The organism is Pararoseomonas baculiformis (assembly GCF_017813395.1).
Taxonomy (GTDB): domain Bacteria; phylum Pseudomonadota; class Alphaproteobacteria; order Acetobacterales; family Acetobacteraceae; genus Roseomonas; species Roseomonas baculiformis.
This window is the reverse complement of record NZ_JAGIZB010000004.1, coordinates 1-12249: the sequence shown is the minus strand read 5'-3', so window position 1 is coordinate 12249 and position 12249 is coordinate 1. Positions and strand designations below refer to the sequence as shown.

15 protein-coding genes are annotated in these 12249 nt (G+C 70.2%); 8 read left to right on the top strand and 7 right to left on the bottom strand.

Annotation, left to right across the window (positions count from 1 at the left end; translation table 11 throughout):
• Nucleotides 1-8: 8 nt before the first annotated feature.
• Nucleotides 9-458, bottom strand: a complete 450-nt coding sequence (locus J8J14_RS04930; RefSeq protein ID WP_209378357.1) for a CoA-binding protein — start codon at nucleotides 456-458, stop codon at nucleotides 9-11.
• Nucleotides 459-617: 159 nt separating this feature from the next.
• On the opposite strand from J8J14_RS04930, the gene J8J14_RS04925 reads away from it, so the two are divergent.
• The gene (locus J8J14_RS04925) at nucleotides 618-2246 is read left to right on the top strand and encodes a glycoside hydrolase family 17 protein (RefSeq protein WP_209378356.1); all 1629 of its coding nucleotides are present in this window, start codon (nucleotides 618-620) and stop codon (nucleotides 2244-2246) included.
• On the opposite strand, the gene J8J14_RS04920 is transcribed toward J8J14_RS04925, so the two are convergent.
• Together J8J14_RS04920 and J8J14_RS04915 are read right to left on the bottom strand one after the other, a co-directional pair.
• On the bottom strand, nucleotides 2230-2460 hold the full coding sequence (locus tag J8J14_RS04920) for a hypothetical protein (protein ID WP_209378355.1): 231 nt from the start codon (nucleotides 2458-2460) through the stop codon (nucleotides 2230-2232). The genes J8J14_RS04925 and J8J14_RS04920 overlap by 17 nt on opposite strands.
• Nucleotides 2457-3200: a TSUP family transporter gene (locus tag J8J14_RS04915; protein ID WP_209378354.1), complete on the bottom strand. Its 744-nt coding sequence runs from the start codon at nucleotides 3198-3200 to the stop codon at nucleotides 2457-2459. The genes J8J14_RS04920 and J8J14_RS04915 overlap by 4 nt, the downstream gene beginning before the upstream one ends.
• A gap of 91 nt (nucleotides 3201-3291) precedes the next feature.
• Between J8J14_RS04915 and J8J14_RS04910 the strand changes: the two genes are divergently transcribed.
• Nucleotides 3292-4176: a LysR substrate-binding domain-containing protein gene (locus J8J14_RS04910; protein ID WP_209378353.1), complete on the top strand. Its 885-nt coding sequence runs from the start codon at nucleotides 3292-3294 to the stop codon at nucleotides 4174-4176.
• Between the two features lie 105 nt (nucleotides 4177-4281).
• A complete protein-coding gene (locus tag J8J14_RS04905) occupies nucleotides 4282-4785 on the top strand; it encodes a YciE/YciF ferroxidase family protein (RefSeq protein ID WP_209378352.1) in 504 nt (167 codons plus the stop codon).
• An 88-nt stretch (nucleotides 4786-4873) separates the two neighbouring features.
• Here J8J14_RS04905 and J8J14_RS04900 read toward each other — a convergent pair whose 3' ends face one another.
• Together J8J14_RS04900 and J8J14_RS04895 are read right to left on the bottom strand one after the other, a co-directional pair.
• Nucleotides 4874-5194 carry a DUF167 domain-containing protein gene (locus J8J14_RS04900; RefSeq protein WP_209378351.1) on the bottom strand — a complete coding sequence of 107 codons (321 nt, stop codon included), beginning with the start codon at nucleotides 5192-5194 and terminating at the stop codon, nucleotides 4874-4876.
• Nucleotides 5191-5574, bottom strand: coding sequence for a hypothetical protein (locus tag J8J14_RS04895; RefSeq protein WP_209378350.1), 384 nt, complete (start codon nucleotides 5572-5574; stop codon nucleotides 5191-5193). Before J8J14_RS04895 ends, J8J14_RS04900 begins: the two co-directional genes overlap by 4 nt.
• A 105-nt stretch (nucleotides 5575-5679) precedes the next feature.
• Between J8J14_RS04895 and J8J14_RS04890 the strand changes: the two genes are divergently transcribed.
• The 4 genes from J8J14_RS04890 to panC all read left to right on the top strand — a co-directional run bounded on the left by J8J14_RS04890 (nucleotide 5680) and on the right by panC (nucleotide 9167).
• Nucleotides 5680-6510: a S49 family peptidase gene (locus J8J14_RS04890; protein WP_209378349.1), complete on the top strand. Its 831-nt coding sequence runs from the start codon at nucleotides 5680-5682 to the stop codon at nucleotides 6508-6510.
• Nucleotides 6511-6599: 89 nt separating this feature from the next.
• Nucleotides 6600-7937: an aspartate aminotransferase family protein gene (locus J8J14_RS04885; protein WP_209378348.1), complete on the top strand. Its 1338-nt coding sequence runs from the start codon at nucleotides 6600-6602 to the stop codon at nucleotides 7935-7937.
• Between the two features lie 94 nt (nucleotides 7938-8031).
• On the top strand, nucleotides 8032-8247 hold the full coding sequence (locus J8J14_RS04880; protein WP_209378347.1) for a hypothetical protein: 216 nt from the start codon (nucleotides 8032-8034) through the stop codon (nucleotides 8245-8247).
• A gap of 68 nt (nucleotides 8248-8315) precedes the next feature.
• On the top strand, nucleotides 8316-9167 hold the full coding sequence (gene panC / locus J8J14_RS04875) for a pantoate--beta-alanine ligase (RefSeq protein ID WP_209378346.1): 852 nt from the start codon (nucleotides 8316-8318) through the stop codon (nucleotides 9165-9167).
• Between the two features lie 3 nt (nucleotides 9168-9170).
• Here panC and J8J14_RS04870 read toward each other — a convergent pair whose 3' ends face one another.
• On the bottom strand, nucleotides 9171-9590 hold the full coding sequence (locus J8J14_RS04870) for a MerR family transcriptional regulator (RefSeq protein ID WP_209378345.1): 420 nt from the start codon (nucleotides 9588-9590) through the stop codon (nucleotides 9171-9173).
• 75 nt (nucleotides 9591-9665) lie between these two features.
• On the opposite strand from J8J14_RS04870, the gene J8J14_RS04865 reads away from it, so the two are divergent.
• Complete coding sequence (locus J8J14_RS04865) at nucleotides 9666-11822, top strand: heavy metal translocating P-type ATPase (RefSeq protein ID WP_209378344.1); 2157 nt, start codon at nucleotides 9666-9668, stop codon at nucleotides 11820-11822.
• A 121-nt stretch (nucleotides 11823-11943) separates the two neighbouring features.
• On the opposite strand, the gene J8J14_RS04860 is transcribed toward J8J14_RS04865, so the two are convergent.
• The coding region (locus J8J14_RS04860) for a transposase (protein WP_245215423.1) at nucleotides 11944-12249 on the bottom strand (306 nt) is incomplete at its 5' end.

Genomic DNA, 12249 nt, shown 5'->3' with positions numbered 1-12249 from the left:
TCAAGATGTTAATGTGCGGCCCCGGCGGGGATGCGGCCCGGCAGTCCCAGGCGGCTCCACTCGATCACGGGGCAACGATCCATCACGATGGTCACCCCCGCCGCCCGGGCCCGCTCCGCCGCCGCATCGTCCCAGATGCCCAATTGCAGCCAGACCGACTTCGCCCCGAGCCGAATCGCCTCGTCCACCACGGGCCCGGCTTCCTCGCTGCGGCGGAAGACATCCACCATGTCGAGCGGTCCCGCCTCCTCCAGGGAGGGCACGGCCTGCATCCCGTGCACGCTGCGCCCGTCCAGGGCCGGGTTCACGGGCAGAGCCATGTAGCCCCGTGCCAGGAGGAAGCCGAACACGCCATGGGACGGCCGGCTCGGCTTGTCCGAGGCGCCGACCACCGCGATCCGGCGCGTGCGCAGCAACAGGTCCCGCACCGCGTCGTCGCTCAAGCCATCCCGGGGCATGCCATCTCTCCACGAAACCTGGCCGGGCAATTGGGGCGGGGCAGGGCGGAAGCCAATATCGCGCCCCGGATCCTGCCCTGGCCAGATGCCCGATTGCGGCATGATCCGGGCCTGCTCCGCCTTTCGTGAGCCGTGCTCCGCCGCTACACCGCTCGGATCATGGCCGTACCCCGTTCCCTGACCGCTCCCGCACTCCTGCTCGGAGCGCTCCTGACGATCCTGGCCTGGTGGATTCCCAACCGCGAGCAGGCCGGCGACGTGCCGATGGTGGCGGACCGCTTCAACAGCGTGTCCTTCGCGCCTTTCCGCGAGGGGCAGAGCCCGCTGCGCGACATCTTCCCCAGCGCCGAGCAGGTGGATGAGGATATCCGCCTCATCGCCCCCCGCGTTCGGGCGATCCGCAGCTATGCCAGCATCGAGGGGCAGTACGAGACGGCCGAAATCGCCGGCCGCCACGGGGTGAAGATGTGGAAGGGCGCCTGGCTCGGCCGCGACCTCCGCCAGAACGACCGGGAGATCGACGCCCTGATCGCCACCGCCAACCGCCATCCGGAGGTGGTGGAGCGGGTGGTGGTCGGGAACGAGGTTCTGTTGCGCCGCGACCTGCCGGTGGAGGAGCTGGCCCGCCAGATCGACCGCGTGAAGGCTGCCGTGCGCCAGCCCGTCACCTATGCCGATGTCTGGGAGTTCTGGGCTCAGTTCCCCGAGCTGGCGCGCCATGTGGACATCGTGACCATCCACATCCTGCCCTATTGGGAGGATGAGCCGCTGGGCGTGGACGTGGCCATGGCCCATGTGCGGGACGTCTATCGCCGCATCAAGGCGATGTTCCCGGACAAGCCCATCGCCATTGGCGAGATCGGCTGGCCCAGCGCCGGCCGCTGGCGCGAGGGCGCCGTTCCCTCCCGCGTGGACCAGGCGGTCTTCCTGCGGCAGTTCATCCAGCTCAGCCGCGAGGAGGGCTTCGACTACAACCTGATCGAGGCCTTCGACCAGGTCTGGAAGTACCGCAACGAGGGCACGGTGGGTGCCGCATGGGGCCTCTGGACCGCGGATCGCCAACCGAAATTCGACCTCGCCGGCCCGGTGCGCGAGAATCCGTGGTGGGCCTGGTATGCCGCCGCCGCGCTGATCACGGGCCTCGGCCTCTTCGCCGCCACCAGGCAGGCTTGGCCGCGCGCCGCGGGATGGAAGCTCGCCCTGCTCTCGGCCGCGCTCGGCAATGCCCTTGCCTATGCCTATTGCGGCGGCTGGCCCTACGCCTTCGACGAGCACCTCAAGCTTGCCTTCGTGGTGAACTTCGCGGGGCAGGTGCTGCTCTCCGCCCTGCTGCTGCGCCGTGCGGGTGCCCGGCTTTCGGGGGAGCGGGTGGAACCCGCGCGCAACGGCGCCCAGGCCAGCGGCAATATCCGCTCCATCTTCCGCGGCCGGTTCCGCTGGCGCGACTGGCGCGCCTTCGCCTTCGAGGACCTGCTCTTCCTCTTCCTCTTCACCGCGGCCGTGCTGCAGCTGATGCTGCTCTTCGATCCGCGCTACCGCGACTTCCCCTTCCCGACCTTCGCCGTGCCCCTGGTGGCCGTGGTGGCGCGCGCGCTGCTGGATGATCTTCCGCGGAAGGGTGGCGGCTGGGCGGAATGGCTGGTGGGTGGCGTATTGGTGGCCGCAGCCCTTGCCAGCGCGGCGCAGGAGGGCGTGCACAACATCCAGGCCCTGGGCTGGAGCGCCTGCGCGATCGGCCTCGCCCTCCCAGCCCTGCTGCGGGTGCGCCCTTTCAGCCGGGCGGCGTAGCACCCCGCCCGTGCTCGGCGAGCAGGTGACGCCCGAGTTGCGTCACCCGCACCGGCTCATCCCGGGCCACCAGCCCGCGATCCACTGCCTCCTCCCACACGTCCAGCCGGGGGCAGGAGGTTCGCCAGGCTTCCGTCCCATCGGCATAGGAACGGGGGCGGCGCGCCACCCATTCCAGCAGGTCCAGCACCAGCGGCGCGGTGATCGGGCTCATGCGCGGAACATCTCCCAGGCGCCCTGGGCGATGTAATAGAGCGCGATGACGGTGATGATCCGCGTCGCCCAGGCGCGGTACTGCGTGTCCGACAGCATCTCAAGGATCGGCTTGGCGAGGGTGGTGCCGATCACCGAGGCGCCGATCGCCAATGCCGCCAGCAGCGGGTCCAGCTCTCCCGCGGCGCTCACCAGCCCGCCGAAATAGAGCAGCTTCCCGCCATGGCTGAAGATCTGGCACGCGGCCTTGGTGGCGACGATCTCTCGCCGCTCCAGCCTGCCGCCGAGGAAGAAGCTGTCCATCAACGGGCCCGAAACGCCGGTGAGGATCATCAATGTCATGCAGGCGGCGCCGTAGAGCAGCCCGTGGCCGAGGCGATGCGGATCCGGCTTGAAGCGGGGCGGAAGGAGGCGGACGAGGAAGGGCGTGGTGCCCAGCATCAACAGCGCCACCGGGCGGGAGGGCACATAGTTCACCAGCGCCAGCGCCAGCAGGGCAAGCAATGCGCCGAGCAGGTAGTTCGCCATCGGCCGCAGCCGCACATACCGCCACCAAAGCGCGGCGCGCCAGCCATTGGACGCCATCTGCGTCACCGCATGCAGCACCATGGCATCCGCCACGGGCAAGACGGCGAGCAGCACGCCGATCAGGACCAGCCCGCCCGCCATGCCGAAGACACCGGACAGCAGGGCGGTGGCGACCATCAGCACGGTCAGGCCCAGCAGCATCATCGGTGACATGCGCGTTCTCCTCCTGGCCTGTTTCCGCCCGTTGAAGCGCCGGCGCAAACAGCGTTATCTGAGGCAGAGCCCAAGTTTACCTGAGGGTCCGATGCGGCGCCTGCCCTCCCTGAACGGCATCCGGGCTTTCGAGGCGGCGGCGCGGAACGGCGGCTTCGCAGGGGCGGCACGGGAGTTGAACGTCACCCCCGCAGCCATCAGCCGCATGGTGCAGCTGCTTGAGGAAAGGCTGGGGATCGCGCTGTTCGAACGCCGGGCGAACCGGCTGCAGCTCACCTCATCCGGCCGGCTTTACCAGGCGGGCCTGACACCCTTGCTGGACGCGATGGCCCAGCTCACTGCCGATGTGACAGGGCGGGGGGAGGGACATATCGTCACGGTCGGGGTGGGGCCCACCTTCGCCATCCGCTGGCTGATTCCACGCCTGTCGTTGCTGCAGCGGGAAGCGCCGGGGCTGGAGGTGCGGATCACCACCGGCGGTGCCGCCGCCCCCTTCGCTGGCAGCTGGAGTTGCGGCATCCAGCTCGGCGACGCGCGCATGCCGGGCCTTTGCGCCGAGCCGCTCTTCGCCGCCGACCTCATTCCCGTCTGCGCCCCCGCCATGGCTGCGGCATTGCGGGCCCCGGAGGATCTCGACCCGGCGCGGCTGATCCGCGTGGCCCATGCGCCCGAGGACTGGCCGCGATGGCTGGGCGAAGCCTGCCTGCCCCGCCTTCGCCCCGCAGGGCCGGTTTTCGAACTCTATGGCCAGGCGCTGCAGGCGGCGGTGGATGGAATCGGGGTGGCGCTGGGGCTGCGCCCCTATATCGATGACGACCTGCGCGCCGGCCGGCTCGTGGCCCCCTTTTCCCTCGCGGTTCCGAAGGGCCGGCCCTGGCATCTGATCTACCAGGAGAGCCGTCGGGGGGAGCCGGGCTTCGCGGCCTTCCGGAGCTGGATCCTGCGCATGGCGAAAGGGGAGTTGCGTGACGGCTGAGGGACAGGGCGCAACGGAGCCCTCCCGCGAGGCGTTCCTGGGCTGGCGGCGCACGGCCGGCCACCCCAGCGAACATCCCGAACACCTCGCAGAAGGCAGACCGCCATGGCCCTCTTCTCCAAGCCCATCAAGACGCTCGACGACCTCTTCGTCCACACGCTGCAGGACATCTACTACGCCGAGAACCAGATCACGAAGGCCCTGCCGAAGATGATCGACAAGGCAACCGACCCCCAGCTGAAGCAGGGCTTCGAGCTCCACCTGCAGGAGACGAAGAACCAGATCACGCGGCTGGAGAAGGTCTTCCAGATGCATGGCCAGCCCGTGAAGGGTGTCACCTGCGCCGCCATGGACGGCATCCTGGAGGAAGCCCAGGAGATCATGGGCGATGTGGACGACAAGGAGGTGCTGGACGCCGCCATGCTCGCCGCCGCCCAGGCCGTGGAGCATTACGAGATCACCCGCTACGGCACGCTGGTCGCCTTCGCCCGCCAGCTCGGGCGCGCCGACTGCGCCTCGGTGCTCGAAGAGAACCTCGCCGAGGAGAAGGCGACCGACAAGAAGCTGACCATGATCGCCGAGAGCAAGGTCAACCGCATGGCCGCCTGAGCGTTCTCGAATCCGCCTCTACTGATCCACCAGGGGCAGGGACGCCGGCCTGTCATCCCGCAAGGGATGCGGACCGGCGCTTTCCTGTTCAGGACAGCTTCGCCGCCAGCCGGGCCGAGAGGACGGTGGCATCACCCCCCGCCACCAGCACCGTCTTCTCGCGGGAGGCAGCGCCGGAGGTCACGGAAACCCGCGATGGGGGAACCTCCAGCGCCTGTGCCAGCAGGGCGCAGATGGCACGGTTCGCCCGGCCATCCTCGGGCGCCTCATTCACCGCGGCCTTGATGCGCGGGCCGTCGGCCGATTCCACAAGCCCCTGCAGGCCGGGCCTGCGTGCGCGCGGTTGCGCCTTCACCCGCAATTCCAGCCCGCCCTCCACGGCGCGCCAGGCGCAATCGCGAGGGCTCACCCCCGGGCGGGCGCCGCGGCCCGGCGGGCATTCGCCTCCACCCAGGCCCAGGCGCCGAGCGCGGCGCCAATCATCCCCCAGGTGGCGTTGAAGTTCAGCACCGCGATCACGCCCAGCGCCACCGCCCCCGCGCGCACCGCCAGGGGCGCGCCGATGAAGGCCCAGACGCCCAGCACCAGCGCCCCCGCGCCCCAGAGCTGCCAGTGCTGTAGCCAAAGCAGCACGGCCCGCGGCTGGCAGGCGAAGGGCGCCTTGGAAAGGTCGAGGCACAGAGCGCCCATCTCCCGCGGCTCCACCTGCAGGTTGCGGTAGAGCACCATCAGGCCGATGGAGGCCAGCACGGCCAGGGCGGCCAGGACATCGCGCTTCGTCACGGTCATGCACGGGAATTCGCGCGAACGGCCCCGGCGTGCAAGCGGCATCATTGGGGCAGCGCCGTCCCGGAACGGCCTTGAACCCGCGCGGCCACGCGCGACCTTTGGGTGATGAAGCTTCCTTTCCTCGATCACTCCCCCCGCGTCGCCGTGGTTCGCCTCCAGGGGGTGATCGCCCCGCGCGCCAACGGGCTTGCGGGCCCCACCCTTTCCGCCGCCGCGCTGGACCCTGTGCTGGAACGCGCCTTCGGGCTGAAGCGCCTGGCCGCCGTGATGCTGGCGGTGAACTCCCCGGGCGGATCCCCCGCCCAGTCCTCCCTCATCGCCGCCCGCATCCGGCAGCTGGCCGAGAGGAAGAAGGTGCCCGTCATCGCCTGCGTGGAGGATGCGGCGGCCTCGGGCGGCTATTGGCTCGCCTGCGCGGCGGATGAGATCATCGCCGATCCCGCGAGCATCATCGGCTCCGTCGGCGTCATCTCCGCCGGCTTCGGCTTCGAGGAGGCGATCGCCCGCCTGGGCATCGAGCGCCGGCTGGTCACGGCCGGGGAGGACAAGTCCTTCCTCGATCCCTTCCGCCCCGTGGATCCCGCCCAGCAGGAAAGGCTCCGCGACCTGATGGAAGCGCTGCACCAGGAGTTCATCACCTGGGTGGAGGCCCGCCGCGGAACCCGCCTTCGGCCAGAGGGGGAGCCTCTTTTCACCGGCCGCTTCTGGACCGGCCGTCGCGCCCTGGAACTTGGCCTGGTGGATGGGTTGGGCGACCTGCGCGGCGAGGTGAACCGGCGGTTCGGGGAGAAGGCCCGCATCATTCCCCTTGGTGCCCGCCGCCCGCGCCTGCCCTGGCGCCTGCTCTCCGGTGCCTCACTCGATCCGGCGGCGGCGGTGGATGGCGCGCTGGCGGCCGCGGAGGCGCGGGCGACCTGGGGGCGGATCGGGCTCTAGCGACGGCCGGGCCCGGCACCGCCGGGCCGGCGCTTGACGCTCTCCGCCCGGAGGGCGCGACATGGGTGCCTGAAACGGCGAGAGGCACCATGGACGCTCTTCCCCTCAAGGCTCCGGGCGCGGCTCTGGAGGAAGCGCTGGACGAGGCCCGCGCCGGCTATGCCGCCCGCAACCCGCAGAGCGCCGCGATGCTCCGGCGCAACCAGGCCTTCATGCCGGGCGGCAACACCCGGAGCGTGCTGTTCTACGAGCCCTTCCCCTTGGTGATGGCGCGGGGGGAGGGATGCCATCTCTGGGATGCGGATGGGCATCGCTACGTGGATCTGCTGGGGGAGTTCACCGCCGGGCTCTACGGCCATTCCAACCCGGTGATCCGCGCCGCCATCCTGGAGGCGCTGGAGGGCGGGCTGAACCTCGGGGCGCACAACATGCTGGAAGGGCGCCTGGCCGAGCTGGTCTGCGGCCGCTTCCCTTCCATCGAGCGGGTGCGATTCACCAATTCGGGCACCGAGGCGAATCTGATGGCCCTTGCGGCGGCCAAGGCCTTCACGGGGCGGCCCCGTATCCTGGTCTTCACCGGCGCCTATCATGGCGGGGTGCTCACCTTCGTATCCGGTCCCTCCACGGCCAGCGTGCCGCATGACTTCCTGCTGGCGCCCTATAACGACGAGGAGACGGCGACACGCCTGATCCGGGAGAATGCGGACAGCCTCGCCGCGGTGCTGGTAGAGCCCATGCTGGGTTCGGGCGGCTGCATCCCCGGTGATCCAGCCTTCCTTTCGGCTCTCCGGGCAGAGACGGAGGCCGTGGGGGCGCTGCTGGTGCTGGACGAGGTGATGACCTCCCGTATGTCCGGCGCCGGGCGGCAGGCGATGCTGGGGCTGCGGCCGGACCTGACGACGCTGGGCAAGTATATCGGCGGCGGGATGAGCTTCGGTGCCTTCGGCGGCCGGGCCGATGTGATGGCGCTGTTCGACCCGACCCGCCCGGGCGGGCTGCCCCATGCCGGCACCTTCAACAACAACGTCCTCACCATGGCCGCCGGCGCCGCAGGGCTGACCCAGGTCTTCGCTCCGGAGACAGCCGATGCGCTCTTCGCGCGTGGGGAGGCGTTGCGGGACCGGCTGAACGCATTGTGCCGCGCGCGGGCCGCGGCCATGCAGTTCACCGGCCTGGGCAGCCTGATGAACGCTCATTTCACCGCCGCCCCCATCCGCCGCCCGGCCGATGCCGCCAGCGGCGATGCCCGGCTGCGCGACCTGTTCTTCTTCGACATGGCGGAGGCGGGCTTCTACCTGGCCCGCCGCGGCCTCGTGGCCCTGATGCTGCCTCTCGGGCAGCCTGAACTGGACGGCTTCGCCGGCGCGGTCGGGCAATTCCTGGAACGGCGCGCGGCGTTGATCGGACAGGCGGAGGCCTCGGCCTGAAGGTCGGGCCCGGCTGCAAACGGATGCCGCCCGGGGCGTTGGAAACCCCGGGCGGGCCGCACTGGCGCCGCCCGGATTCCAGGAGTTCGCATCCATGACGGCAGGGAAGCCGGAAACCCCGAAGGGGAAGGGGAACGGGAGCGAGAAGCCCCATGACCCCATGATCAACCAGACCCTGACGACCGGGAACCCGATCAGCAACCAGACCTCGAAGGCCGGCAACCAGCTGGATTACGAGCCGGGCCAGCCCGTGCGGGAATCGAACAAGCCCGAGGGCCATGCAGGCAACCAGGGCCCGCAGGGAGCCTGAGGGGGGCTGCCCTTGCCCCATTCGGCCGGCTCGGCCATGGCTGCCGCGCCATGAATGGGGAAGGGGGCATGCAGGTCATCCGCGATCTGGCGGGATTGAGGGAGGCCACCGCTTCCCTTCGTGCATCGGGGCGCCGCCTGGGCTTCGTGCCCACCATGGGCGCGCTGCACCGGGGCCATCTGGCCCTGGTGGAGGAGGCGCGGCGTCAGGCCGATGCCGTGGCGGTTTCCATCTTCGTCAACCCGCTGCAATTCGGCCCGAACGAGGATCTTTCGCGCTATCCGCGCGACGAGGCGGGTGACCTGGAAAAGCTGCGCGGGGCCGGCTGCGACCTGGTCTGGCTGCCGTCGGTCGAGGCGATGTACCCGCCCGGCGCCGCCACGGTGATCGTGGTCGGCGGTCCTTCGGAAGGTTTCGAGGGCTCGGCCCGCCCCGGCCATTTCCGCGGCATGTCGACGGTCTGCACCAAGCTGTTCAACCAGACCCGCGCCGATGTGGCGGTGTTCGGGGAGAAGGACTGGCAGCAGCTGCAGGTGGTTCGCCGGGTTGTGGCGGATCTGGACCTGCCGGTCCGCATCATCGGGCATGAGACGGTGCGGGAGGAGGACGGGCTGGCCTTTTCCTCGCGCAACCAGAGGCTCTCGCCCGCGCAGCGGGCCCTTGCCCCGATGCTGGCGCGGGTGATGCGGGAGGCGATCACGGCGATGGGCCGCGGGGCGGAGCCGGATGCGGTTCTGGGGCAAGCCCTGGCCGAGCTACTCCAGGCCGGCTTCGCGCCGGACTACCTGGCCCTCGTCGAACCCGCCACGCTCCGCCCCTGGCCCAGCGGGGCGGGTGGCGAGGCCCGGCTGCTGGCTGCTGCCGGGCTGGGCGATGTCCGGCTGCTCGACAACATGGCGGCGATCCTACCCGGGCGCTGAAGCTCAGTGCTGGGGCTGAGCGCAAAGCCCGTGATCAGCCAGCACCCGGATGACCCGGCACTCCCCCACGCGGCCATGAGCACAGGACTCGGTCATGCGGCTGATTTCGGCGCGCAGGGAGGTCAGCCGCGCGATCCGATCGTCGATTTCGGCCAGGTGGGTGCGTGCAATGCCGTCCACCTCGGCGCAGGGGCGATCGGGGTCATCCGCCAGCGCCAGGAGCTGGCGGATCGCCTCCACCTCGAAGCCGAGGTCCCGGGCATGCCGGATGAAGCGCAACCGGCGCACGGCGGTCTCTCCATAGGAGCGCCGGTTGCTGTCGGTGCGCGGGGCGGCAGGAAGCAGGCCGATTTCCTCGTAGTAGCGGATGGTCGGCACTTTCACCCCGGTGAGGCGCGAAAGTGCCCCGATCGGCAATTCCATCGCGATATCCCGCTTGATCCTCTAGTCACTGGAGGATGTAGGGAGGCGAGGAGCTGACTGCAAAGGCACCTCCTCATGGCCGAGAACCAGATCACCAGCCGCTACCGGGTGGACGGCATGGACTGCGCTGGATGCGCGACCCGCATTTCCAACGCGGTGAAGCGCGTGCCGGGGGTGGAGGAAGTCGCGGTTTCCGTCGCTGCCGGCACCATGACCGTGCGGCACGCGCCTGAGCCGGGGATCGGGGATGCCGTGCTCCGGCAGTTGGGAACGCTGGGCGGCTATACCGCTACGGCCCTGGCGCCACCGGCGCAGGCGGCGCACCGGCATGAGCCGGGGGAGCTGCACGGCCATGATCACGGCCCCTCATCCGGACCCTGGTGGCGCAGCCCGCGTGGCGTGCTGACCATGGCCTGCGGCCTGGCGCTCGCGGCGGCCTATCTGCTCGGGCAGGCGGTGCCCGCATTGGGGCCCTGGGCCTTTACCGCGGCCATGCTGGTGGGATTGGTGCCGATCGCGCGCAGGGCCTTCGCCGCGGCACGGCTGGGCACACCCTTCTCGATCGAGATGCTGATGGTCATCGCCGCCATCGGTGCCACCATCATCGGCGCCACGGAGGAAGCGGCGGCGGTCGTGCTTCTCTTCCTGATCGGCGAATTGCTGGAGGGCATGGCCGCCGGCCGTGCCCGGGCCAGCATCCAGGCCCTGACCAATCTCGTGCCCGCCACGGCCCTGCTGGAGCGAGCCGGGCGGACCGAGCAGGTCGCGGCGGCCAGCCTCGCGCCAGGCGACATCATCCTCGTCCGGCCTGGCGACCGGATCGCGGCGGATGGCGAGATCCTGGAGGGCGAGAGCGCGATCGACGAGGCGCCTGTCACGGGCGAGAGCACGCCGAAGCGTAAGGGCCTGGGTGAATCCGTTTTCGCCGGCACGGTGAATGGCGATGGCGTGCTGCGCCTCCGCGTCACCGCCGCGGCCCAGGACAATACCATCGCCCGCGTGGTGCGGCTGGTGGAGGAGGCGCAGGAGAGCAAGGCGCCGACCGAGCGCTTCATCGATCGCTTCTCCCGCTACTACACCCCCGGCGTGCTGGCGGTGGCGGCGCTGGTGGCCGTGCTGCCGCCGGTGCTCCTGGGCGGGGCCTGGGGGGAGTGGATCTACAAGGGCCTGGCCATCCTGCTGATCGGCTGCCCCTGCGCCCTGGTGATCTCCACCCCCGCCGCCATCGCCGCCGGGCTTTCGGCCGGTGCGCGGCGCGGGCTGCTGATGAAGGGCGGCGCCGTGCTGGAAAGCCTGGGGCGGATCGATGCCATCGCCCTGGACAAGACCGGCACCCTGACCGAAGGGCGCCCGCGCGTGACCGACCTGCTGGCGGCCCAGGGCGACGAGGCCGCGCTCCTCTCTCGCGCCGCCGCGCTGGAGGTGGGGTCCAGCCATCCGCTGGCGCTTGCCATCCTGTCCCGGGCAGAGGCGGATGGGGTGCCGGTCGCTCCGGCTTCGGGCGCCATGGCCCTTGGGGGCAAGGGGGTGGCCGGCCGGGCGGCGGGGCAGGAGCTCTTCCTCGGCTCGCCCGGCGCGGCGGCGGAGCGGGCCTCCATCCCGGCCGAATGGATGGCGCGGATCGAGGCGTTGAACGGGGAGGGGAAGTCGGTTTCCGTCCTCCTGGCCGATGGCCAGCTGGTCGGCGCCATCGCCATGCGGGACGAGCCCCGTCCCGATGCGAGGCCGGGCCTGGACGCGCTCAAGGCCATGGGCGTGGCGCCGGTGATGTTGACCGGCGACAACCGCCGCACCGCCGAGGCGATCGGGGCCAGCCTCGGCCTGCCCGTGCGGGCCGGGCTTCTGCCGGAGGACAAGCAGCGCATCGTTCGGGAGATGCAGGCCGAGGGCCGCCGGGTCGGCAAGGTGGGGGACGGCATCAACGACGCCCCAGCCCTGGCGGCGGCCGATATCGGCATTGCCATGGGCGGCGGCACCGATGTGGCGCTGGAAACGGCCGATGCGGCCGTGCTGCACGGGCGGGTGATGGACCTCTCCCGCATGGTCGCGCTCTCCCGCCGGACAATGGGCAACATCCACCAGAACATCGCCATCGCCCTGGGGCTGAAGGCGGTGTTCCTGGTGACCACCATCCTCGGCATCACCGGCCTCTGGCCCGCCATCCTGGCGGATACGGGCGCGACCGTGCTGGTGACGGCGAATGCGATGCGGCTGCTGGCGGCACGGGTCTGATACCCTCCTGCCGTTTTCTCATGGGCTGGCGCTTGTTGCCCCGGGGAGAGGAAGAAGGAATTCTTCCTCTCCCCGGACCCCTCACCATCATCTTTTTCGGGGCTGGCATAGGTAAGTGGTGTCAACTGGGATTGGCGGGCGGGATGTTAGCCCATTGGCTTAGGACTTTGTGCAGCCTGGAGGTGGGGCCGTAGTTGAAGCGCCATTCGCACTCGGCGAGAAACAGGTGAAAGGACGGGCCGGGGATGCCGTTGTAGCGGCGCAGGTGTCGCTTTGCCTGGTTCCAGAAGTTCTCGATGCCGTTGATGTGGGCCTTGCCTGTCCCAAAGCCCCTGCCGTGATCAATGCGCAGGTGCCGAAAGCCCGAGATGTCGAGAGTGTCGTAGCTGCGCATGGCATCCGTGTAGACGATGCTGTCCGGCCTGAT